At 42.8% G+C, this 22,499-nt stretch carries 20 protein-coding genes; 11 read left to right on the top strand and 9 right to left on the bottom strand.

Translation table 11 applies throughout. The features are described from left to right. Nucleotides 1-70 precede the first annotated feature (70 nt). The 4 genes from glgC to H9L11_RS21340 all read right to left on the bottom strand — a co-directional run bounded on the left by glgC (nucleotide 71) and on the right by H9L11_RS21340 (nucleotide 5,819). Entirely contained in the window at nucleotides 71-1,288 is a 1,218-nt protein-coding gene (glgC, locus tag H9L11_RS21355; RefSeq protein ID WP_033906540.1) for a glucose-1-phosphate adenylyltransferase, read from the bottom strand. Between the two features lie 537 nt (nucleotides 1,289-1,825). After that, the gene (locus H9L11_RS21350; protein WP_033906542.1) at nucleotides 1,826-3,574 is read right to left on the bottom strand and encodes a formate--tetrahydrofolate ligase; all 1,749 of its coding nucleotides are present in this window, start codon (nucleotides 3,572-3,574) and stop codon (nucleotides 1,826-1,828) included. A gap of 236 nt (nucleotides 3,575-3,810) precedes the next feature. Continuing rightward, entirely contained in the window at nucleotides 3,811-5,115 is a 1,305-nt protein-coding gene (locus H9L11_RS21345) for an inosine/guanosine kinase (RefSeq protein ID WP_005376376.1), read from the bottom strand. A gap of 233 nt (nucleotides 5,116-5,348) precedes the next feature. After that, complete coding sequence (locus H9L11_RS21340) at nucleotides 5,349-5,819, bottom strand: CreA family protein (RefSeq protein WP_005397614.1); 471 nt, start codon at nucleotides 5,817-5,819, stop codon at nucleotides 5,349-5,351. Between the two features lie 145 nt (nucleotides 5,820-5,964). Between H9L11_RS21340 and H9L11_RS21335 the strand changes: the two genes are divergently transcribed. Together H9L11_RS21335 and H9L11_RS21330 are read left to right on the top strand one after the other, a co-directional pair. Further along, complete coding sequence (locus tag H9L11_RS21335) at nucleotides 5,965-6,474, top strand: hypothetical protein (protein WP_005376378.1); 510 nt, start codon at nucleotides 5,965-5,967, stop codon at nucleotides 6,472-6,474. A 195-nt stretch (nucleotides 6,475-6,669) separates the two neighbouring features. Beyond that, nucleotides 6,670-7,338 (top strand): HAD-IA family hydrolase, encoded by a 669-nt coding sequence (locus tag H9L11_RS21330; protein WP_017820949.1) that lies wholly within the window; start codon nucleotides 6,670-6,672, stop codon nucleotides 7,336-7,338. Nucleotides 7,339-7,768: 430 nt separating this feature from the next. Here H9L11_RS21330 and H9L11_RS21325 read toward each other — a convergent pair whose 3' ends face one another. Next, nucleotides 7,769-9,199: a methyl-accepting chemotaxis protein gene (locus H9L11_RS21325; protein ID WP_205391184.1), complete on the bottom strand. Its 1,431-nt coding sequence runs from the start codon at nucleotides 9,197-9,199 to the stop codon at nucleotides 7,769-7,771. Between the two features lie 314 nt (nucleotides 9,200-9,513). Here H9L11_RS21325 and H9L11_RS21320 point away from each other — a divergent pair, with 314 nt between their 5' ends. The 3 genes from H9L11_RS21320 to H9L11_RS21310 all read left to right on the top strand — a co-directional run bounded on the left by H9L11_RS21320 (nucleotide 9,514) and on the right by H9L11_RS21310 (nucleotide 11,698). Then, nucleotides 9,514-9,687: a hypothetical protein gene (locus H9L11_RS21320; protein WP_017820948.1), complete on the top strand. Its 174-nt coding sequence runs from the start codon at nucleotides 9,514-9,516 to the stop codon at nucleotides 9,685-9,687. Nucleotides 9,688-9,768: 81 nt separating this feature from the next. After that, nucleotides 9,769-10,371 (top strand): ACP phosphodiesterase, encoded by a 603-nt coding sequence (locus tag H9L11_RS21315; RefSeq protein WP_025767792.1) that lies wholly within the window; start codon nucleotides 9,769-9,771, stop codon nucleotides 10,369-10,371. Between the two features lie 67 nt (nucleotides 10,372-10,438). Further along, the gene (locus H9L11_RS21310; protein WP_005376383.1) at nucleotides 10,439-11,698 is read left to right on the top strand and encodes a DEAD/DEAH box helicase; all 1,260 of its coding nucleotides are present in this window, start codon (nucleotides 10,439-10,441) and stop codon (nucleotides 11,696-11,698) included. Nucleotides 11,699-11,725: 27 nt separating this feature from the next. Here the strand turns inward: H9L11_RS21310 and H9L11_RS21305 are convergent, their stop codons facing one another. Beyond that, nucleotides 11,726-12,514: an EAL domain-containing protein gene (locus tag H9L11_RS21305; protein WP_033906544.1), complete on the bottom strand. Its 789-nt coding sequence runs from the start codon at nucleotides 12,512-12,514 to the stop codon at nucleotides 11,726-11,728. Nucleotides 12,515-12,701: 187 nt separating this feature from the next. Continuing rightward, nucleotides 12,702-13,334 carry a hypothetical protein gene (locus H9L11_RS21300; protein ID WP_033906545.1) on the bottom strand — a complete coding sequence of 211 codons (633 nt, stop codon included), beginning with the start codon at nucleotides 13,332-13,334 and terminating at the stop codon, nucleotides 12,702-12,704. A gap of 183 nt (nucleotides 13,335-13,517) precedes the next feature. Here H9L11_RS21300 and H9L11_RS21295 point away from each other — a divergent pair, with 183 nt between their 5' ends. The 3 genes from H9L11_RS21295 (at nucleotide 13,518) to H9L11_RS21285 (ending at nucleotide 15,040) form a co-directional block, all read left to right on the top strand. After that, nucleotides 13,518-13,760, top strand: a complete 243-nt coding sequence (locus tag H9L11_RS21295) for a DUF2164 domain-containing protein (protein ID WP_005390155.1) — start codon at nucleotides 13,518-13,520, stop codon at nucleotides 13,758-13,760. 174 nt (nucleotides 13,761-13,934) lie between these two features. Then, nucleotides 13,935-14,474, top strand: coding sequence for a cytochrome b (locus H9L11_RS21290; RefSeq protein ID WP_025767789.1), 540 nt, complete (start codon nucleotides 13,935-13,937; stop codon nucleotides 14,472-14,474). Further along, on the top strand, nucleotides 14,471-15,040 hold the full coding sequence (locus H9L11_RS21285; RefSeq protein WP_017634178.1) for a YceI family protein: 570 nt from the start codon (nucleotides 14,471-14,473) through the stop codon (nucleotides 15,038-15,040). Before H9L11_RS21290 ends, H9L11_RS21285 begins: the two co-directional genes overlap by 4 nt. Before the next feature lie 137 nt (nucleotides 15,041-15,177). On the opposite strand, the gene focA is transcribed toward H9L11_RS21285, so the two are convergent. Continuing rightward, nucleotides 15,178-16,629, bottom strand: coding sequence for a formate transporter FocA (gene focA / locus H9L11_RS21280; RefSeq protein ID WP_205391183.1), 1,452 nt, complete (start codon nucleotides 16,627-16,629; stop codon nucleotides 15,178-15,180). A 301-nt stretch (nucleotides 16,630-16,930) separates the two neighbouring features. Here focA and H9L11_RS21275 point away from each other — a divergent pair, with 301 nt between their 5' ends. Further along, a complete protein-coding gene (locus H9L11_RS21275) occupies nucleotides 16,931-17,836 on the top strand; it encodes a LysR substrate-binding domain-containing protein (RefSeq protein WP_005376369.1) in 906 nt (301 codons plus the stop codon). A 228-nt stretch (nucleotides 17,837-18,064) separates the two neighbouring features. Next, nucleotides 18,065-18,547 carry a DUF1097 domain-containing protein gene (locus tag H9L11_RS21270; protein WP_017634175.1) on the top strand — a complete coding sequence of 161 codons (483 nt, stop codon included), beginning with the start codon at nucleotides 18,065-18,067 and terminating at the stop codon, nucleotides 18,545-18,547. Between the two features lie 153 nt (nucleotides 18,548-18,700). Here the strand turns inward: H9L11_RS21270 and H9L11_RS21265 are convergent, their stop codons facing one another. After that, the gene (locus H9L11_RS21265) at nucleotides 18,701-20,335 is read right to left on the bottom strand and encodes an ATP-dependent endonuclease (RefSeq protein WP_064376811.1); all 1,635 of its coding nucleotides are present in this window, start codon (nucleotides 20,333-20,335) and stop codon (nucleotides 18,701-18,703) included. A 268-nt stretch (nucleotides 20,336-20,603) separates the two neighbouring features. On the opposite strand from H9L11_RS21265, the gene H9L11_RS21260 reads away from it, so the two are divergent. Then, nucleotides 20,604-22,346, top strand: coding sequence for a bifunctional UDP-sugar hydrolase/5'-nucleotidase (locus tag H9L11_RS21260; protein WP_205391182.1), 1,743 nt, complete (start codon nucleotides 20,604-20,606; stop codon nucleotides 22,344-22,346). Nucleotides 22,347-22,499 lie beyond the last annotated feature (153 nt).

Raw genomic sequence — 22,499 nt, 5'->3', positions numbered from 1 at the left:
ATGTTTACAGGCACTTAAACAAAAGCGCACGATGATTATCGTGCGCTTTTTTGTTGTGATAGTTTGTCGTTTAATCGAATTGGTAACTTTCAGGTATGACGACAATACCTTTGTCTGAGATTTTAAATCGCTTCGCATCTTCAAGTTTGTTGATGCCAATTTGAGTATGTGGCGGAATACGAACATGTTTATCAACTATGCAGTTGACCAACTGACTTCCTTCACCGACTTCTACGTCATCAAAAATGATGGAATCGACTACCGTTGCACTATCTTGAATGCGTACATTAGAGGAAATAATGGAGTGCTGTACTGAGCCTCCGGAATTGATGACACCGGTAGCAATGATGGAGTTAATAAAAATGCCTTCATTACCCGTAGCCGACGATACAGTACGAGCTGGTGGAAACTGCGGCTCGTAAGTACGAATCGCCCAATTAGACTGATAAAGGTTCATTGGCGGCACAGGTTCTAGTAGATCCATATTCGCTTCATAGAAGGAATCAATGGTACCCACGTCGCGCCAATAGCAATCTTTATCGACGCGCCCTTTACTGCCACAGAATTGATAAGCGTAAACGGATTCGGTATCAATCAGCTTAGGTATGATGTCTTTTCCGAAGTCATGGCTTGATGAATCGAGTTTTGAGTCTTCTTCAAGCGCTTCTTTCAAAACATCCATATCAAAGATATATATTCCCATAGAAACAAGGCTTCTGGTCGCGCTTCCAGGAAGAGTAGGTGGGGTTTCAGGTTTCTCTATAAACGAAGTAACGAGCCCGTTTTCTGCGGTGCCCATTACACCGAATGCTGAAGCATCCTCTACGGGAACATCCATACAGGCAACGGTGAGCTTAGCACCTTTCTCTTTATGCTCTTCAAGCATTGCGGCGTAGTCCATTCGATAGATATGATCGCCAGATAACACAACCACATACTTTGCATCATTTCGCGATAGCAACCACATGTTGTGATAAATCGCATCGGCGGTTCCTTCATACCATGCACCACCTTTGCGCATTTGTGGTGGAACAGCAGTGATGTACTCGCCTAGCTCTGGATTGAATATCGACCAGCCGTCTCGTAAGTGTTTTTGAAGTGAATGAGATTTATATTGGGTTAAAACAAGGATCTTGCGTAAACCCGAATGTAAACAATTGGTTAGTGTGAAATCTATAATTCTATATTTTCCGCCAAAAGGTACGGCTGGCTTGGTTCTGTCATCGGTGAGTGGGCTGAGTCTAGACCCCATCCCTCCTGCTAAAATTACGGCGAGTGCGTCTTCCATAGTATTCCCTTTCCCTTTTCTGACATGCATCAAAACGGTGCTAACCTGAAGGAGGTGGTATGCAACGCAGAGGTTTTGAAAAGCATGTGCTAATGTGCTTATTAGTGAAAAGTCTACTACAAGAATCGAGCCATAGAATATCTCCTTAAAAATCAAGGAGGTTAAAATTTCACTGTAAGACAACTGCACCATATTAGTGAAGTGCTAAATAACCCGTGCATCAAATTGGCGCAAAATTGTAGAAAGGAGAAGTCAACAAGTATGGATTTACAATGTAAAGTGGCGACAAAACAAGAAGATAAATAGGGTTTTCTAGCTTAATAACTATGGCTAAACAAGGCTTAGGGTTAGCGTCTTAACTCTAAAGGTGTAAAACAGGCGCGTTGATGTAAGGCAGGAGAGCTTTGTATCAACGATTCAAGAGTAGAAGGCCTGAGATAACTCTTTTCACAGTTGTTGAGAGTGAGTGGATAGGTAAGTAGACCACTCACTCAATGAATATGCTCACTTCACTGATAGCGATACGTTATCACTGCACTAAGAGAGACCGACGATATTTCCTTCATCATCAAGATCTAAATTCATAAATGCGGGTTTATCAGGTAAGCCTGGCATCGTCATCACGGTACCAGATAATGCATAAACGAATCCTGCGCCCGCACACAAGCGCAGCTCGCGGATTGGGACGGTAAAACCAGTTGGTGCGCCTTTGACTGCGGAGTCTGTGGTTATCGATAGTGGTGTCTTCGCGATGCAAACCGCTAAGTTGTTAAAGCCTAATTGCTCAAAATGTTTGAGCTGTTCAGTCGCGATAGGAGTCATTTCTATATTGGTTGCTCCATAGCCCGCTTCACATACTGCCATGAGCTTTTCGAGTAATGATTGCTCTTTGTTGTATAACGGACAAAACTCTACAGGCGTGTTACACGCATCAATAACATGTTGAGCTAGTTCCGTTGCGCCTTGTCCGCCTTGCGAAAAAGCGGTGCTGATGGCTACTTTAACTTCGGGATTAAATTGGTGAATTAGATCTTCAAGAGCTTTAAGCTCTTTCACACAATCTTGTGGAAACTGGTTAATGGCAACGACAGCAGGTAAACCGTATTTATGAACGTTATTTATGTGCCATTTTAAATTTTCAAACCCAGCCTCCAATGCTGCTTGGTCCGGATTAAAAATGGAATCTGGAATAGCCATACCTGGCCGTAAATCGTAGTGTCCAGAATTCGCTTTGAGGCCGCGTAATGTTGCTACGATCACTACACAGTCTGGAGCTTTGTTGGCGGCAGCAGCTTTAATGTTACACGCTTTCTCAAATCCCATATCCGAACCAAAACCGGCTTCAGTTACCGTGTAACCTGATAGTTTTAGCGCAATATCGTCCGCGATAATGGATGAATTTCCATGGGCGATGTTTGCAAATGGACCTGCATGGATCAACGTAGGAACACCTTCTAGAGTTTGCATCAGTGTTGGTGCAATCGCCTCTTTTAGTGTTACTGCCATTGCTCCTGCAACTTGTAGATCTTCCGTAGTGACGGGATTTCCGTTCAAATCGTACGCTACGACAATTTTCCCGATACGTTGGCGTAAATCTTTTAAATCTTTGGCTAGTGCAATGATAGCCATTAACTCGGAAGCGGCTGAAATATCGAACCCTTCATCACGCTCGAAACCATTGATGGTTTTTCCCGCATCATTGAGGCCAATTTTGACTTTACGTAGTGTACGATCATTATGGTCCATCACTCGTTTCCAAGTAATATTGGCCGTGTCGATTTTAAGTGCTCTTAACCCGGTGCGTGATTCAAAGGCATCATAACCCTCGCGTTGTTCATGGAACAAGCGAGCGTCAAGAGCGGCTGAAGCAAGGTTGTGCGCCGCTGTCACTGCGTGAATGTCACCAGTAAGGTGTAAGTTTAACTCTTCCATTGGAGCTACTTGAGAGTAACCGCCGCCCGCAGCGCCACCTTTAATACCGAAGACAGGTCCCATCGAAGGCTGCCTTATACATGCAATAACAGATTGATTAAGCTTTGCTAAACCTTGCGCCAGGCCTATCGTCGTAACGGTTTTTCCTTCGCCAAGAGGAGTCGGCGTGATCGCAGTGACGAGTACAAGTTTACCGTCATCATTTGCTTTGAGTCGTTCCAAACATTTTGGGTGGACTTTGGCTTTGTGCTTCCCGTGAGTGTCATACTCTTCGGGTGATAGTCCTACTTTTTCCGCGATAACATCAATAGAAGAAAGTGGTGTGTTTCGGCAAATTTCGATATCTGACTGCATGGAGAATCCCCAAAGTGGCACACAGGTAGCGTTGAAAAACTACCTGAGTTATAACGAGTATTATTGTGAGGCAAAGGTCTGCTTGGTGATGGTACTGTTTCGGTTAGGCTTGTAAAGAGTTTACTGCTTCGTATTGTGCGACATACTAACAAAATCTACTCGTTACAGTGCTAGATAAAAACAAAAAGGCCACCAAATGGTGACCTTGATATATTTTCAGCTTTAAAGCTGTCGTTTTAACGATCCCAATAAGTCTCTTCTAAGCTATCTTCTCGTTCAGGAAGCGCTCGCGATAGGCGAGGAGAGTGCTGCGTCAACACTTCATAGCTTACTCGGTTTGCGTATTTACAAATCTGAGAAAGAGAGGAGTAGGTTAAGCATCGTACTTCGTGCTTTTCTGAGTTAGGCACTTCTTTTTGGTGGAAAGAGTTTGCTGCCATGTCATGCAGTAAGGCTGAAAGGGCTGCATCACCTGCACCATTAGTGTTCTTAATCTCTAATGGTCCACCAAGGTAAGGGCCGATGTGAGAGTAGACCTTCATTGGGTTTTGACAGTCTTCTTTACGCATCGCACGACTAAACTCGTACTGGTTAAAGGCTTCGAGGGAGCTTTCAAGGATGTCGTGTGTGGTTTCTCGTTTTACTTTCTCGTCGGTGTAACCAGCCATGTACAGACCATTTGGTCCTGCCGTACAAAGTACGAGATCAACCCATTCAAGTGCTTTATCAGCAGCTGCTAGCGGCTCTGTTTCACCTGTTAGCGCCGCACCTTCTTCTTCATTCATAGCGACAACAGAAATGTTTTCGCGAATGTATTCTTGCCACCACTGTGCGTTACCTTCGATAACGTACTTCGTCCCTAACGTAAGTACAACAGGGACATCGTGCTTCTTAGCAAAGTCGATCGCTCTTTGTACCGCTTTAGGCATTGGATCTTCTTCTTTACCACGCATTAGGTAAGAAGAAACAACCAGGGCTGATGCTTTCTCAAAGATCTCTTCAGGAATGCTTTCCGGAAGTAGTTGATTCATATGACCTTCGTTGATAGCAAATGTACGCTCACCGTCTTGAGAAATTAGGGTGTAGCAGCGACCAATAGGGCCATCTACCGTTTGTAAATGGTTAAGGTTCATGCGTGAAGACGTACGACAAAGGTAGCGATAAGCAAAAGAACCGACTTGAATGTTCTTAGACATCACACCGAGCAAAACGGATTTGCTGTCGGCTAAAACTGAGTAGTTGTGAAGAGTATTGCCAATCGTGTCACCTGGGTATTGGTGTGTGATCAGGCCTTGTTCAACCAGTTCTTCGTAAAGTGCATCTGCTTTGCTTTCTTCAAGAACGAGCGAATGTCCTTTACTCAGGTTGTATTTCTCTAAAAACGCGTCATCTACACGTGCTTCGATATCTACAATGGTTTGACCGACACCAACAATAGTTGGGCGATATAGCTTAGGTGCCTGTCGGATTTGGTTTACTAATGGATCTCGAGCGTGAGTTGGGAAGTAGTGTTTAGATTTACGCTGACCAGGAAACTTCATGCTTGTTCTTGAGTGAGAAAAAAAAGAGGCGGGATTGTATCACAAAAAAATGAAAATCGTGGCGATTTATTACAAAGAAGTCAGCTCGCTGAAAAAATCAGCGAGCTGAGTAAATAGCAACCAAAGCAGCTGCAATTTATGACGCTTGTCGTATTGTAATGGGTTGTTTTTTAAACTTGTTGCTCAGCAGCGCCCGGAAAGAGCCTGCTCCGCGCTAACTAAATTTACCCGCGTTACTTTTTCACTTCAGTTGGCTCAACGTAAGCCTTGGTACCCCAAAGTGGGACTGTCGAAAGGCTATGCTTAAAACTACCATCGGTTTCTTTTGTTGTATAAGACAAGTAGAGTAAGGTTTGGTTATCGGCATCATAAATACGGCGAACCTTCATTGTTTTGAAGAAAATGCTTTTTGACTTCTTAAATACAATTTCACCGGACTTACTCTTATCTATTTTTGCAATCATTTCCGGTGTGATTTCGCCAGTCTGACGACATGATATTGAGCTATCACTTGGATCTGCTAAGCTGAAATCCGCTTCGATAGAGGCGATGTGACATGTGACACCTGTTACCACCTCGTCTTTCAACTCACCGACTTTGATGTCTTTCAAAGTAAACCAACCGAGCCCCACGTCAGCAACATCGTTATCTGAACAACCAACTAGAGTAGTAGCAAGCAATGCACTTAACAGCATCTTTTTCATTATTTTTGTCCTTAACTAGGAAAGATATTGATGAAATCTATCAGAGGTTTGCACCTAAAACAAAATTTAGCCACGGAAAGGTCTATGTGCGCTAGGTTTGTTGCGGGCTTCATGCTAATGTACTGCTCTAAACGAAGGTATCAAGATGAATGAACAACAGTTAGCCAGTATCGAGCGTAAAAATACATGGCTGTATGATCTGGTCGAAGTTGAATTTCCGACACCAGAGAGTTTGAAAGGGCGCGATGTCTATTTCAAAACGCTAGAAAAAGCAACGTATCAAGTAGTCGACAAAGACACACTACTGGAAAGTGACTCTGAATTTAACCCCGACGATATTTTTCTGGTCGATTTTCATCGACTGACCATTATGTTCTCTATCTTGCAATCTCAGCGCTGGGAACAGCAGTATGATAAAGATATGATCATTGAATATCTGACACAGATTATCCTCACGCCAGATTTTGAATTATATGTTGGTTTTAAATCTGGAGTCCCAATTGGTGCTGCTATTGTTAGCCATCTCGAAGGAAATACACTCATCTCTGATGTTGCTGTTTCTGAATCAAAATACAAAAGCTCGTTTGTGGCTGATCTGGCTAAAAGACTAAGCACCGAGCAAAAACTGTTAGACTCAGTGGTTATCGAAAACTAACTTACACATCAATGTGCATAAAAAGTAAAGCAAGATGACGTTGGGTGATCTTGCTTAGAAAAACTGTAATTGCTCCCTTCTATTTCCATGAAATGCCAAGCTCGTCGTTTCAACAATCCCAAACTCAAATAAGATTAATCCAAACATTCTTAAAATCAGCTTGGGCTTGAGCCTTTAAGACGTCTGGAGATGGCTATGGCAATTACCAATATTAAGTGCGTGATATTTGACTGTGATGGTACGTTGGTCGACAGCGAAAGACTGTGTTGCCAAGCGCTCGTCAATGTATTTAACCAGCATGGGGCTGAGTTAACGATGGAAGAGTGCGTTTCTCACTTTAAAGGAGGAAAGCTCGCTGACATCCTTTTAGATACTAAAGAATTGAAAGATATCAAAGTCCCAATTGATGTTTTAGAGCCGCAATACCGAGAAGAAGTCCAGTCTCTTTTTGTGCGTCACTTACAGCCGATGGATGGCGCAAAACGATTAATTCAGTTTTTGGATTCGCATAATATCGAATATTGTGTGGCGTCTAATGGACCTAAAGATAAAATTGAATACGCTTTGGAGTTAACCGGTTTACTCGATGCTTTCCGAGGGAAAGTGTTCTCGGCATTCGATGCGAATAGTTGGAAGCCTGAGCCCGATTTAATCATGTACAGTGCTATGAGCATGGGCTTTTTACCAAGTGACTGTCTTTATATTGATGACACGCCTAAAGGAGTTGAGGCGGGACTAAACGCCGGTATAAAAACGATACAGTTATTTAATGGTGAAGCTATCAATCTTGTTGATGACGAGCGTGTAATTCGCATCCATCATTTAGATGAATTAAAAGAGCAGCTGTGTGGCTGCTCTGTTTGACCTACTAATGGCAAACCGGACTCAAGCTGTGGATGTGCTTAAGTTTAGACTGTAGGTAAGGCGTTTGATGTAGACATTGGATAGATGAGAAGTTTTTTGTATGAAATCCGCAAGCAGCGCATGTGAATTTCTCGCCATCCGATGAAATGAGATATTCATCTCCTTGGCAGAGTGGGCAATTCAGGTTCTCTATGTCTTTTGTGTCTTTGTAATTATTCATATTGTTTTCCAGCAGCAAATTGGAATTGGCAAGATCAAGCATAGCGGAACGCTTTGTTTAAGAACATTATTTCATCCGGTACAGCGAGAACTTGAGATTCACTTCAAATATCCACTTGGATGTCGTAGAAAATATCGAAGGTAATAGTTGAACACGGTTTAAAGAAAAGGGCTCCTTAAGGAGCCCTTGTTGATCATAAGTTCCACAATGTTATGCGGTGCGGTAGCGTTGTAATATCTCACCAAGAGAAACGGAGGCTTGCGTGAGATTAGCGACGCCAGCGGTAGATTGCTCCGCCACTTCTCTGATTGTGCTTGATTGACTACGAATTTCTGAAAGTTCCGATGCAATATCGTTAGCCACTGCGCTTTGTTCTTCAGCAGATGTGGAAATCTGAATGCTCATGTCCATTAATGAGCGTGCTGACTCGGCAATAGAGGTAACATCATGGCCGATTTCATCAATAAGCTGGCTGCTGGTTTGAGCTTGCTGAACGGTTCGGTTGGTGATTGAAGCAATGTTCTGGCTCTCAATTTGAAGCTTCTCAATCATGGCTTGGATCTCTACTGTTGCCTGTTGAGTTCTGCTTGCTAATGTACGTACTTCATCGGCAACCACTGCAAATCCACGACCTTGTTCACCAGCACGGGCTGCTTCGATTGCTGCGTTTAGTGCCAACAGATTAGTTTGTTCTGAAATGGCGTTAATCGTTGTGATCACGTCATTAATCTGCGTCGTATTCTCGTTTAAATTGGTTACTGACGTAGAGGCTTGTTCAATATAGCTAGATAACGTCTCTATCTCGCCAATCACGTTTTGTACACGGCTTCTGCTTAGTTCGATCTTCTGGGCATCTTGGTCTGACTGCGTCGTTGCTTGTTGAGAAATACTTGATACCTCCTTTGCAGAGGCTGTCATTTCTTCCATTGCCGTCGCGACTGAATCAAGCGTTTGATATTGATGAGATATCTGGGTTTCACTCAACTGCATATCTTTTTCGAATGCAGAAGATGTCTCGCTCAACATCGTTGCATTATTTTTAACACTATTAACCAGTTCACTTAAGGTATCCATAGACTTGTCTAGCGCACAGCCGATGGTACCGAATTCATCTCGACCTGGATGGAAACCAAGACGAGAGGTTAAGTCACCGTCACCAATTTTTTCGGTTGTTGTATATAAAACCCACAGAGCTCCTCCGATAAACGTTGCCACCCAGTAAGAGAATAGGGCAAAAGGAATAACCCATAAGAAGCTGAGTAATAGTGACGATAGAGCTGATGATTTTAACGATTCGTATTGTGTGGACACATTTTGAGTCAGCTTAATCACTTCTCCAGAATGCAACTTGGCATAAGCGGTGACAGACCCATCGACAAAAGAACTCTCGCTTACGCGGTTCGATTTCGATACGCCGTCAATTTCTGTAGCGCGGTTTGATTGAGTATCAACGATACCAGAAAGCTTCGCTTCGCTCGCCGAGATGGCTTGCTGCTCAAATTGTTGTATTTCATTGAAGTAGCGGCTTCCAGCCACTGAAGTGAGGGCTACTAAAAACAGTAGGAATATAACCCACATTTTGTCGTTGATAGACATCTTGATAAACAGCCTGTCTATCGTTCTAAACTCAACTTCTCTCATTTAAAGCTCCATTAGAGATAAAAGATATTGACCAAATCTATTGCTATATCGAAACAAAATATGCGAAGTTAATCAGCAAAATATGTAACGAATACTAAATTTAGTTTAAGAAATGAGATCTAAGGACGCCTATAACAGTATGTTATATCTTTAAATTGACATGAATGTTGATAAAAGAGTCATTTCTCTAAAGTGTTAAGCGGATATGAAATCTAATTGCAATCGTTTACTTTTGATTATGCTCATAGGTTTTTAAATCTTTACTTCTCGCTGTCATGAATGTGTCATATAAAGACTATAAAAAGGAGTTGCTGATGTGGATATGGCAAGAGCCAGGCCGTCAGCAAGTAAAAGCAAGAGAGCTTAAAATAAAGGAGGTCACAATGAGCGACCAATACCAAAACGATGAGAGCCTAGAGCTGCTAGATGCGCTTGAAATTGGCATTATCTTGTCGGAATACGTTGGCTCAGACAACGAAGCCGAATAGCGGAACACTCTCATCTCGTCGTAATTGACGTTATACTAGGTTCATGTCACACCAAGCCCTAGAGGCCAAAACTGGCGTCGAATGAACTTTCTAGCCCACCTGCATATCGCAGATCACAGTAACAGCCATTTGTTGGGAAACTTGCTTGGAGACTTCGTAAAAGGAGATCCAAGCAAGCTGTATGATCGCGATATCTCAAATGGCATCAGATTACATAGATTTGTTGACCGTATTACCGACCATCATCCAATCGTCAACGAATGTAAGCCTCATTTCACTGGTGTTGCGCGACGTTTTGCACCTATCGCTTTGGATATGTTTTGGGATCATTGCCTCGCAAAACACTGGAACGACTTTCATTCCGTGCCTCTCGAACACTTTGTAAAAACGGCATACGAGAGAGTAAACCGAGAGGTTCATGAACATTTGCCGCCACGTTTTTTGGTGCTCCACAGCAGAATGTGGCATGGCCGATGGCTTCAATCCTATCAAGATCTAGACAATATAGAATTTGCACTACATCGGATATCGCAAAGAAGTCCTAGAATGGCAGACTTAACCACAACATTTAAAGTGATTGAAAGTGATTACACCGAATTAGAAGAGAAGTTCTCGTCACTTTATCGAGATGTTTTGCGCCAGTCGTATGATTTTCAGCAACAGCTTAACGACTCAACTCAATGAGATAGAAAAGTAGTATGGCTTTAGGGGCTCTGGTAAACTCTGCGCTCCAAAAATAATGAGGTTACACATGTCTGTTAATTTTGCTGATTTAGGCATCGAACAAAAGCTAATCGAGACGCTAGGCAATCTAAATATCGTGACGCCAACACCAGTGCAAGAAAAGTCAATTCCACACGTCCTTGCAGGAAAAAACTTACTTGCTGCTGCACAAACTGGTACGGGAAAAACGGCTGCGTTTGGTTTACCTATCATACAAACCGTTCAGCAAAAGAAACTTAACGGCACACCTCAAGCATTGATTTTGGTTCCAACACGCGAGCTTGCACAGCAGGTATTTGATAATTTGAATCAGTACTCGGCAGAAACAGAACTTCGCATCGTGTGTGTTTATGGTGGTACAAGCATTGGCGTACAAAAGAGAAAGTTAGAAGAGGGCGCTGATATTTTGATTGCCACGCCAGGCCGCCTTTTGGATCACCTGTTTAATGGTAACGTAAACATCTCTAAAACCGGTATGCTCGTGTTAGACGAAGCCGACCGTATGTTAGATATGGGATTTTGGCCTGACTTGCAGCGCATCTTCCGACGTTTGCCTGCTGAGAAACAGATCCTATTGTTCTCTGCGACATTTGAGAAGCGAATCAAAACTATAGCGTATAAACTCATGGAATCGCCAGTTGAAGTCGAAGTTTCACCAGCAAATACGACTGCTGAAACGGTAACACAAATGGTTTATCCAGTGGATAAAAAACGGAAACGTGAATTGCTAGCGTACTTAATTGGCTCGCGGAATTGGCAGCAAGTGCTTGTATTTACAAAAACGAAGCAAGGCAGTGATGAGTTAGCGAAAGAGCTCAAGTTAGATGGCATCAAAGCGGTTTCTATCAACGGCGATAAATCACAAGGTGCCCGCCAAAGAGCTTTGGATGAATTTAAACAAGGTAAGGTACGTGCTTTGATTGCAACCGATGTGGCAGCACGAGGGTTAGACATTCAAGAGCTAGAACAAGTCGTGAACTTTGATATGCCATTCAAAGCAGAAGATTATGTCCATCGAATTGGCCGCACTGGAAGAGCAGGAAAGTCAGGTTTGGCGGTTTCTCTTATGAGTAGAGATGAGGAGTACTTGTTGCAAGCTATCGAGAATCTGCTTGATCAACGCTTACCCCAAGAATGGCTGGCAGGTTTCGAACCAAGTCTTGTAGAAGAAGTTGAGCCTGAACAAAATGGGGGTGGGCGTCGTCGTAGTCGTTCATCTGAGAAGCGTAAGCTAAAAGCAAAATTGGCGATTCATAAGAATCGTGGTAAATCACGTAGCTCTCGCTAAACCGCGCAAACTTTTGCTCTTACATAGTCAGGCTGTTTTTGCCTCTTCATAGGCGTCTAACGTTTGGGGGATAGCAAGTAGGTACCCTTGGTACATATCGAAACCGAGCTTTTTCATTAAGCGAAGTTGATGCTCGGTTTCAATTCCTTCGATAACGGTTTTAGAGCATAACGCTTTTGCGAGTGATAATGCATCGTTAAGCGCTTTAAAATCACCGTTTTCATACCTTAGCAATAAAGAGCGATCCATCTTGATTATATCTGGGCAAACGCTTCTCACTCGCTCAGTTGTCGATGCATTGACGCCATAATCGTCAATCGCTAATTTAAATCCTTCAAGACTTAACTCCCGAGCAGCTTGAGACAAAGAGAGTTCATCCTCCACCTTCAATTCAAGTAACTCCATGACGATTTGTTCATTCATCAAATGCGATTCATAAATGGTTTGTTTTAGCAGTCGGTTATAAGTGATGTCTTTAACTAGTATCTCTGCCGCTACCGGTAATACATTGAGAAACAATTGTTTTGTGTGAAAGCGAGACTGAGAGAAATTTTTGATATGGATTAGGCGACTTAAGCGTTCAACATTGAGCAAATCTTGAGTGGGAGTCGCTTTGGATTGGAAAAACTGATCTGGCCTAACGATGGTGCCATTGGCATTGCTAATTCTTACCAGTGCTTCAAGGCCAACGATGGAAATATCGTTCTTATATATGGGTTGAAAGACACTGCGGAGAGTGAAGTTCGTGTATTTCGCAATATACTGCCCGTCGGCTTCTTTCCGGATGCAACTAAGTAGTTGCGAGATGCTCATCATTGTTACCACAACCTAAATCAATGTCTCAACATCAGCGTTATCGCGCTAATTTTTCTATTTCATTGGCAATGAATCTAAGTGTGCTCATTAACTCAAGCAAGAACGATGGTAATGGATGGGTAGTTTTGTCGAGTGATATCAAACAAATTGATGAAATAATTGATAATCTCAGCACTTCAATTTGATGCTACCATTGCAGTACGGCATACAACTGCAAATATTTTCTGACTAACTGCTGTTTGTTCGAACGCCGTAAAGGATGCCCAAACTTAATGTAACAAGGGCTAATACCGAATCGAGTGTCCAACGATTGCGTGAGTTGCGACTCGCTGGTGTACAGTGTGATTCCTTGTTCTGTGTATTCGTTGATCTGATCGGGTAGTTCCCCCATCCACCAATGAAGCAATTCTCGGCTCGTTTTGCTGCGACTTATCCAATGATCACAAACCAAAAAGAGTAGGTCATTAGGCTGTAAGGCATAGCCATATTCACTCTGCCATTCCGTAATTGATGAGAGTAAGTTTTCCCGGCAAGATTTTCCGGCACTGACCATATGGTGACTCAGAACCCAGACAGTGCCGATGTCGGATGAAATTCGATAGTGATGGGGAAGGTCTGGAGACTCCAACACTTCGATTGGCTTTATCACGCAGTTGTATCCAAAGTGACGAAAAGTATGTTCCATCCTTCTTGAAAACGCGAGACCAAGATGATGCTCACTCATGCCTTGGTTATGCACCGCAGGGTAATGCTTTTCACACAGCTTAAGACAGTCGTCTTGAAAATCATTAACACTTTGAATAACTAGGTCGAGTAGCAAAGAATATCCCTTAATAATTACAAAACGAACTGCAAAAGGTTAGCATAGTCTTTTGAGAATAGACTAATTTACTTCGGCAACTTCTTGATCTAAACACCAAATTTCTCACAAATGACCGTGTCTAATCTTTCATAGAACAACACGAAAGAAGCAGAAGTTGAACAAAAATTTGAAAGGGAAAAAATGATAAAGCTAGAACGCGCACAAAAAGAGGCGTTGGCCACCGCCATTCAAGATTACATGCAAGACGAGCTAGATGTTGAAATTGGCCAGTTCGATAGTGAGTTTCTAATTGATTTTATTACAGAAAAACTAGGACCAATTTATTATAACAAGGGTGTTGAAGATGCTAAGTTACTGGTTGAACGCAGAATGTTAGAAGTTTCCGAAGAGCTGTATGAGATAGAACAAGAAGTTAAGCTGTAAGTTTCAGTTTTACAAACGATTTAAAGTTCCTTCAAAAAATTCGAACAACTTGATAGATACGGTACCATTGGCTAGATGTAAATGATGGTAAATAATCTGTTTCATATGACGTAAATAGGTTAATGTAGTGTTTCTTGCTCAGCATTAACTTAGGAATATATCTAGGAACTTGAGATGGATACACTGGTAAAGAATTACAACCTTACTGCACGCGTGATGCATTGGTTATCAGCGCTGTGCATTATTGGTCTATTTGCAGTGGGTTTGTGGATGGTCGACCTTAGCTATTACAGCGAATGGTATCGAACTGCGCCGCATTACCATCGCTCTGTCGGTATTTTACTCGCTATTTTAACTTTGGCACGCATCGTATGGAAACATGTGACGGCGTCACCAAAGGTAGAAGGCAAACGTTACGAAGTGCTTGCTGCTAAAGCAGCGCATGGTGTCATGTACCTACTATTGATCACCATCTTTGTTTCAGGTTACCTCATTTCAACGTCTGATGGACGCGGCATCGAAGTGTTTAATTGGTTCACCGTGCCAGGAGCGGGAGAGTTATTCCCAGGCCAATCAGATATTGCAGGTGAGATTCACTTCTATGCAGCTTGGGCAGTCATCCTGATTGCAGGTTTACATGCTATTGCTGCACTAAAACACCACTTTATCGATAAAGACAACACATTAAGAAAAATGTTAGGAGCTTCAAAATGAAAAAGTCACTTTTCGCTACAGGATTAGCTATCGCTATGGCACTGCCATTTGGTGCGCAAGCTGCAGATTATGTCATCGATACCAAAGGTGCTCATGCTTCAATCAACTTTAAAGTTAGTCACTTGGGTTACAGTTTCATCAAAGGTCGTTTCAATACATTTTCTGGTGACTTTTCTTTTGATGAAAACAACATTGCTGACTCAAAAGTAAATGTTGTTGTTGATACAACCAGCCTAGATTCAAACCATGCTGAACGTGACAAGCACATTCGTAGTGGTGACTTCATCGATGCTGGTAAATACAGTGAAGCAACCTTTACGAGCACAAAAGTGGTTGATAAAGGCAATGGCAAACTAGATGTAACTGGTGATCTAACGCTACACGGTGTTACTAAGCCTATTACTATAGAGGCTGAATTCGTTGGTGCTGGCAGTGACCCATGGGGCGGCGAGCGTGCTGGCTTTGTTGGCAACACTCGCCTAGAGCTTGCTGACTTTGACATCCCAGTAATGGGTGCTTCAAGCTACGTCGATATGGAACTTCATATCGAAGGTATTAAGAAGTAATTAGTTCCTTTTAGATACACTAAAAGCGCTCTTCACTTGAAGAGCGCTTTTTTATTATCTTAATCACATCACTAACATCGATAAACCAGTCAGTGATAGCGATTGAAAGCCAATAGACGTTGTAAATGTTTAGCTAATTACGCTGTTTCTAACTCGCTTTTTTCCACTAGGTTTAAACGCTCACCAAAAATCGGGCGTAGTGCTTTTAATACTTCAGTACGAGTAACCACCCCGACCATCTGCCCATTTTCAAGCACAGGAAGCACTTGTGGCTTACTTACTTTGATACTTTTAGCGCGTTCTTCGAGAGACAAAGACGTCAAGCGAGTGGCAATACCCATACTGCTCGCTGGGTACAACTGCTCTTTATCGATACATAGGAATTCCACAACATCAACGAGGCGATCACCAGCGTCAATTGCGACCACATCTCGGCTCATGATGTCGACGACTTTTTGGTCTTTCACCGGAATGTAGTCCTCACACCATAGTTCTACCATCACATCGTGAGCAGAGAAGAAGCCAACTAATCGATTTTGTACGTCTACAACAGGTGCGCTAGTTACGTTGTTATCAAGTAACACATCCAGCGCGGCTGCAATTGGCGTTTCTGCACGAATGGTGACTGGTTTTTGGTTCATAATGTCTTTAACAAAAGAGGCATTTTTCATGGAGAAATCCTTAACTGACGACAGTGTTGTAGTTGTAGTGATAGAAGAAACATTCGCTGCTTTTAGTTCTGGTCGGCGAAAAATACACCAGTTTGAAAGGCCAACTAATACCGCTCCGCCGACGATGTTGCCAAGCGTGACAGGAATTAAGTTAGCGGTAATAAAGTGGCTAATGTTTAGGTCTGCGTATTGTGACGCAGGCATACCGACAGATGCCCAAAAAGATTCAGGTGCAAAATTCGCGATAACAATACCAAGTGGAACCATAAACATGTTCGCAACACAGTGCTCAAAACCGCTGCTGACAAACATTGCCACAGGCAAAATTGTCATTGCTGCTTTTGTCATTGCATTTGCAGAACTAAATGTTAGCCAAATCGCTAGGCAGACCAATAGGTTACAGAGAATGCCGAGTGCAAACGCTTGAATGAGAGTGTGGTGAAGTTTGTGTTGTGCGATGTTAAGCGCATTTAATCCCCATTGACCGCCATCCATCTGATAAAGACCAGCAGCAGTAACCAGCGCAAGTAGGAACATCGCACCAATAAAGTTACCAACGTAAACTTTGCCCCAGATCGAAAGCATCTTACCGAACGAGATTTGCTTATTGGCCCAAGAAATACTGGATAGGACGGAGCTGGTAAATAATTCACCACCGCAGATCACTATGAGGATCAATCCCATGCTAAATGCGAGTCCACCAGCTAGGCGGCTCAAGCCCCAACCAGCGCCAGTACTGCCGGTGGTCACCGTGATGTAAAACAAGAATGCTAACCCGATGAACGCGCCGGCCATAATCGCGAGGCTTAATGTCATACTGCTGGTTTTGTTTGCCTTACTTAACGCAAATTTTTCCGCTTCAACCATCATCTCTTTTGGAGAAAAATACTGGTGATTTTGAGAACTGGTCACCGCCATATTGACTCCTTAATTTGTAATCGCATAAAAAATCCTTGGTTATTAACTCAAAAATGAAATTGTTGTTTTTATTAAGAGCCTCAATGACTTCGTTTTCAAAACCATTGAGGCTTGCGGTGTTCCCGAACCGCGTACTCAGAATAGGGAGAACGGTTAGTAAGGTAAAATTGATAATATTTAGAAACCTCATCAAATTAATTGATAACTTTACGGGGCCAGGTAAAATGAACTCTATTGCTTATTGGGGCATGCTTTAACAATTGTGGGGATTGGGAAATACCCACTAATAATGGAGGACACTTTGCGCTACTCACTTAAGCAATTAGCGGTTTTCGACGCAGTTGCAGATACCGGCAGTGTAAGCCAAGCCGCAGAAAAATTGGCTTTGACACAATCAGCGACAAGCATGTCGCTTGCGCAATTAGAGAAGATGCTTGGCAGGCCGTTGTTTGAGAGACAAGGCAAGCAAATGGCGTTAACCCATTGGGGGATGTGGTTACGACCAAAAGCAAAACGCTTGCTACAAGATGCATTGCAGATTGAAATGGGCTTCTATGAGCAACATTTATTGAGTGGTGAGATTCGTATGGGAGCGAGTCAAACCCCAGCAGAGCACTTAGTTCCCGACCTTATCAGTATCATTGATAATGACTTTCCAGAAATGCGTATTTCCCTCGGTGTACAAAGTACAAAAGGGGTGATTGATGGGGTATTAGATTACAAGTATGACTTAGGGATTATTGAAGGGCGCTGCGATGATAACCGTTTACACCAAGAAGTATGGTGTCGTGATCATCTTACTGTTGTCGCAGCTTCTCATCATCCTTTTGCGCGTAATCAGTCTGTTAGCCTTGCGCAGTTAGAGCAAGCGAAATGGGTACTAAGAGAGCATGGCTCTGGCACACGAAAAACATTTGATAGTTCTATTCACCACCTTATTGAAGATTTGGATGTGTGGCGCGAATATGAACATGTTCCGGTGTTACGTAGTTTAGTTGCTAATGGTCAGTACCTTACTTGCTTACCGTATTTAGATGTAGAGCGATATATAGAAGCAGGTCATCTTGTGGCATTAAATGTACCCGAGTTAAAAATGGAAAGGACGCTTTCATTTATATGGCGCTCAGATATGGCAGAAAACCCATTAGTCGACTGCATTAAAAGAGAGGGACTGCGAATGATGAAAGGGAAGCCTTCAGTTCTTTAAAGGTTGATTAAACATGCCTACGAGATGAGTTGGGTTTATTCCCTAAATCTGTTGATTTATCGGTTGCGTCAAACTTTTAATGTAAATTGTGAAAATAATAATATCTTATTGTGATCAATATCACCGATAAGCTGAGCTGATGTATCTAACATGTGTCCTTGATTTCAATGTATGAAGGCAGTTATTGAACCATATAGGTACGATAATAGCCGAGCAGGTATGACTACCATGACGACACTTTTAGCTATTTCTATCACTACTGGAATTTTATCTGGCGTATGGGGTTGGATCGCCATCTCTTTAGGTTTGCTTTCTTGGGCTGGTTTTTTAGGTTGCACGAGCTACTTTGCAGCGCCAACGAGCGGATTGAAAGGACTAGGCATCAGCTTAATCACCAATATGACAGGCGTATTCTGGGCAATGGTAATTATTCACGGTTCCACTTACGTGGGGTTGGAAATTATTGGCTATGTGATTACCGCTATTGTGGCATTCTTCATGTGTATTCAAGCTAAACAGGCTTGGCTCGCGTACATCCCTGGTACTTTTATTGGTTCATGCGCAACATTTGCGGCTGACGGAAACTGGCAACTTGTCATTCCATCGTTGTTGCTAGGTGGTGTGTTTGGCTATCTAATGAAAGCGACAGGGCTATGGTTGCATACGAAATCAACCGCTACTTCTTCTTCGCTTGCTGAGCAAGCACAGTAGTGAACCCCCGATCTTATTGGTATCCACTGTGTATTGAGTTTTATCCCTCTCAATACCCTTAATCAAAATTAATGATGTTTGATACAAGCACACCAAATTGGTGTACTTTTTTTGTATTACAAGACAATACGCTGAGTGTAAAATACGCCTAACTCATGTATTGCCGTTGGCCATGGTAACAACGCGTTTAAGTGTCCAGCGCAGAAGTACAGGAATACACTCCATGCCTTTCTCTTCACAATGAGAAACAATAGCCAAAGCTAAGTCCGGTTTTGCATGTTTTTTCAAAACACGATTTACGACTTTTTTAGCAGGGATAGGGTGGTCATGAGGAACTTTGATGATGTCCTTAAAGAAAAGTTCAAAACCATTGTTGTACAGAAAGTGCTCGATGTCTCGGTCGGGTAACTCCGTAAGTCGATGCCTTTCCTGATCATGGTCGAGCTGTGCTCGCACTGCATGCGCGTACTTTTTCCCTGCTGGGTCGCCATCGGTAACGACATGCCAATCAATACCAAACTCTTTTGCTACTTTGATGAGTGATTTTAGACCTGATTGAGCAAACTCAACGATTTGAACCCCTTCGGCAGCCAAGTCATACCCGCATTGACGAGCCAGTTCATGAAAAAGCCAAACTTCGGTTTCGCCCTCAACAAGTAACCAGCACCGCGCAAATAATGCTCCTGAACGATGAAAACGAATATGGAAACCAATTCGGCGCAACTCATCTCGACCAAACTTTGTTGAGTTTAAACTCTTAGCGATGGTTCTGTCTGATAGCCGAATTAAACGTCGAATTGAATACAGTGGAACAGAACCGAGTAACGTGCCACTGTTGGTGGTTAATATCTTTTGCATTGGCAATAATTGCAATAAGGACCACGCTCTCGCTAGATGAGTTGGATGCAGTCGACCTTCTGGATCTTCAATGATCAGTATTGGTCTCGCACAGCGCCTTAAATCGGTGGGACCCTTAGCTTGAAGATAGGCATTGAGTAACCCCATTAAAAGCAAGCGGCTTTGTTTGTCATTGGTTTCTTTCAAGAACTGACTCAAACCTTTATCAGAGGAAGGGCTTGTATAGAAAAGACCATCACGAGGTTTGCGTGGGTTACCTTTACTGACACTTCTGAACGCGAAATAGTGTTCAACAAGCGTTTGCATTGAGTCGAGGCTACTACGAATCTCACCTTTATTCACATGGCCAGGCATGGCCAATAAGCGTCGACAGGTGTTGTTGATTCGTTTTTCAATCCGAGCATTTTTACCATCGCCGTTGACATGGTTTAAATCAGGGAAGCGTCGGGAGTCACGTAGTCGGATTACAGGATGAAGTGTCATTAACTCAATAGCGAGTTTCTCTGAGTGGTGAAGTTTTTTGGGTTTGCCGTTATGATCCAAAAACGCGTACTCTGTATTAATGCCATGCTCATCGCGAGACGCACTAATACGATAGTAAATGACTTGCTCACCATCTTCGTTGGTACACCATGTAGGCTTTATGCGTCTGTAGCGTCCCGCTTTTACTTCGTTTTTATCCTGCGCTTTAAAACAAACAATGATCTGTAAGTGTTGTGTTTGTGGATGAGAAATTGAGTAGTCAACGTGAAAATCTTTCAGTTTGAATTGATACAATGAGCCATTGGCAGGTAATGCGATGGAAAGGGCATCGAGTAATGATGATTTGCCCCACGTGTTCTCACCGATAAGCGTGGTGAGTTCGTCAAAAGAGAGTGAAAGGCGTTTGATGCCTCTAAACCCGGAGATTTCGATGCGTTCTAGTTTCATCTCAATCCTCCTTGCAATTATTTGAATTATCGAGAGTTATTTTGCTACTCCTAAGCATATATGAATTCGGAATTTTTGAGTTAAGCTCAGTTCACAAAATTACGAGAGCCTCTTACTGAATAGAGACCGTTACAAGCGAGGCTTGCTTTCAAAGCTGGGGGACAGCATCGTGATCACTTAAACATGAAATCCTAAATCGCAGTTTCATAAAATTCATGATTCTGTCATGATTCACTTCTTATTATTATAAGGAATGAAAAAAGAGAAGATGAAGATGAATAACAATCATAAGCCAGTGAGAATCAAACTGGCACACATCAATGACACACATTCCTACTTTGAACCAACGTCATTACAGTTAAAGCTTAAGATAAACAATGAACTCACGCTAGAACCCTATGTCAGTGCTGGCGGCTTTTCTCGTATCGCAACCAGAGTCGAGCAGTTAAGAGATGATGCTCAGCGCCAAGGTCATGGGATGTTGTTCCTCCATGCCGGAGATTGCTTCCAAGGCACGCTGTATTTCTCACTATTTAAAGGCAAAGCCAATGCCGACTTATTGAACGCATTAAAGATTGATGCAATGGCGTTAGGTAACCATGAATTAGATATGGGGAATGAGCCAGTTGCATTGTTTTGCCAACGTACTCAGTTCCCATTGCTTGCTGGCAACTGGGATTTATACAATGAATCACTTAAAAAAATTCACCGTATCAGTGATTGCAAGGATGTATATAGTTACCAACCGGATACACAGAGCGCTCAATACATTGTTAAAGAATTCCATGGTGAGCGGGTCGCGATTTTCGGATTATCCATAGATAAAATGAGCGACATCGCAAACCCTGATGCAGACACGCCTTTTCACTCAGCAATTGAAACCGCCAAGGCGACCGTAAAACAAATCCATTCATCAGGTATAAAAAATATTATTCTTCTGAGCCACTTAGGTTATGAAGGTGATTTAGAGTTAGCTGAGCAAGTCTCAGGTATTGGTATAATTGTTGGTGGACACAGCCACCGGTTGCAAGGTGATTTTTCATCAATAGGGTTAGGACAAGACGATCCCTACGGTATCAAAATTAATGATACCTATGTGGTGCAAGCGGGTTTCCATGCTTTGACAATGGGGCACTGTGTCATTGAGTTTGATGAACACGGTAAAGCAACGATGTTGAGTGGACAAAATGAACTGTTGCTGGGTCGACGTATTTTTTGGGACTCGACGCTAAACCAACAGCTCGACCAAGGTGTATTCGAAACCGCGTGCGACTTCATCCATGGTCAACCGAATGTCGTGGTTTGTAAGAAACACCCGGAAACTCAAGCGATCCTGAGCGATAAATATATTCCTCAGGTCAGGCAGTTACAGTCACAAGTCATTGCTAGTGTTGACACCAAAAAGCGTCATGTGAGAATTCCCGATGAATTTGGTGAGAGTGAGTTGGCTTCCTCCGTTGCCCGATCATTTCTGCACTGTTTAAACAAACGTGGATATGACGTTCAATTTGCAATTCATAATGCGGGTGGCGTGCGAACCTCTTTGAACCCTGGCAACATTACAGTGGCAGACATTGCCGGACGGCTGTTGCCTTTTGCCGTTCCTATCGGCTTTTACGATGTAAAAGGCAGCGCTATTCGCCGTGCACTTGAAGGCGCGATAAATAATGCACTCAACAATGGCGTAGAAGGCACTGGATCTGGCAGTTATCCGTACACTTACAATTTAAACTTCGAGTACCACGCAGATGCCCCAAAAGGTGAAAGAGTTCAATCATTAGTGATTTTTGATGGCAAACAATGGGTTGGTGTTCAAGATGATGTTTGGTATCGAGGGACTTCTTCTGCCTATACGATGAAAGGGAAAGAGGGGTACGACGCATTGCAGGAGATGAAAGGAGAAGGACGTGTGACCAGTTTGTCCATGGCTGATTGTTTTATTGAACTCCTGACCGATGAGCCAAACTGTTTGAATAAAAGTCACAAACTTTACACAAAGCGACGTCGATAATAGATACTGGTATTGATTTTGCTGCTCTCCACTTACTACATGGGTTGATGAGGATGGCAGTATGTGGAATAAAGATTGGGCAGATACGGCAGTCGTGGTTGCCTGGATCGCAATTTGGTCAACACTGGTCTACTTTGTGCCTCTAAGCGGCTT

The organism is Vibrio sp. sp1 (assembly GCF_016920955.1).
GTDB classification, from domain to species: domain Bacteria; phylum Pseudomonadota; class Gammaproteobacteria; order Enterobacterales; family Vibrionaceae; genus Vibrio; species Vibrio alginolyticus.
The sequence above is the reverse complement of the archived record's forward strand: the minus strand, read 5'-3'. Positions and strand labels throughout refer to the sequence as shown.

Bases quoted from the DNA above. Each gene is read 5' to 3' on its own strand.
- glgC (WP_033906540.1), bottom strand. From the start codon at position 1,288: ATGGAAGACGCACTCGCCGTAATTTTAGCAGGAGGGATGGGGTCTAGA.
- H9L11_RS21350 (WP_033906542.1), bottom strand. From the start codon at position 3,574: ATGCAGTCAGATATCGAAATTTGCCGAAACACACCACTTTCTTCTATT.
- H9L11_RS21345 (WP_005376376.1), bottom strand. From the start codon at position 5,115: ATGAAGTTTCCTGGTCAGCGTAAATCTAAACACTACTTCCCAACTCAC.
- H9L11_RS21340 (WP_005397614.1), bottom strand. From the start codon at position 5,819: ATGAAAAAGATGCTGTTAAGTGCATTGCTTGCTACTACTCTAGTTGGT.
- H9L11_RS21335 (WP_005376378.1), top strand. From the start codon at position 5,965: ATGAATGAACAACAGTTAGCCAGTATCGAGCGTAAAAATACATGGCTG.
- H9L11_RS21330 (WP_017820949.1), top strand. From the start codon at position 6,670: ATGGCAATTACCAATATTAAGTGCGTGATATTTGACTGTGATGGTACG.
- H9L11_RS21325 (WP_205391184.1), bottom strand. From the start codon at position 9,199: ATGAGAGAAGTTGAGTTTAGAACGATAGACAGGCTGTTTATCAAGATG.
- H9L11_RS21320 (WP_017820948.1), top strand. From the start codon at position 9,514: ATGTGGATATGGCAAGAGCCAGGCCGTCAGCAAGTAAAAGCAAGAGAG.
- H9L11_RS21315 (WP_025767792.1), top strand. From the start codon at position 9,769: ATGAACTTTCTAGCCCACCTGCATATCGCAGATCACAGTAACAGCCAT.
- H9L11_RS21310 (WP_005376383.1), top strand. From the start codon at position 10,439: ATGTCTGTTAATTTTGCTGATTTAGGCATCGAACAAAAGCTAATCGAG.
- H9L11_RS21305 (WP_033906544.1), bottom strand. From the start codon at position 12,514: ATGATGAGCATCTCGCAACTACTTAGTTGCATCCGGAAAGAAGCCGAC.
- H9L11_RS21295 (WP_005390155.1), top strand. From the start codon at position 13,518: ATGATAAAGCTAGAACGCGCACAAAAAGAGGCGTTGGCCACCGCCATT.
- H9L11_RS21290 (WP_025767789.1), top strand. From the start codon at position 13,935: ATGGATACACTGGTAAAGAATTACAACCTTACTGCACGCGTGATGCAT.
- H9L11_RS21285 (WP_017634178.1), top strand. From the start codon at position 14,471: ATGAAAAAGTCACTTTTCGCTACAGGATTAGCTATCGCTATGGCACTG.
- focA (WP_205391183.1), bottom strand. From the start codon at position 16,629: ATGGCGGTGACCAGTTCTCAAAATCACCAGTATTTTTCTCCAAAAGAG.
- H9L11_RS21270 (WP_017634175.1), top strand. From the start codon at position 18,065: ATGACGACACTTTTAGCTATTTCTATCACTACTGGAATTTTATCTGGC.
- H9L11_RS21265 (WP_064376811.1), bottom strand. From the start codon at position 20,335: ATGAAACTAGAACGCATCGAAATCTCCGGGTTTAGAGGCATCAAACGC.
- H9L11_RS21260 (WP_205391182.1), top strand. From the start codon at position 20,604: ATGAAGATGAATAACAATCATAAGCCAGTGAGAATCAAACTGGCACAC.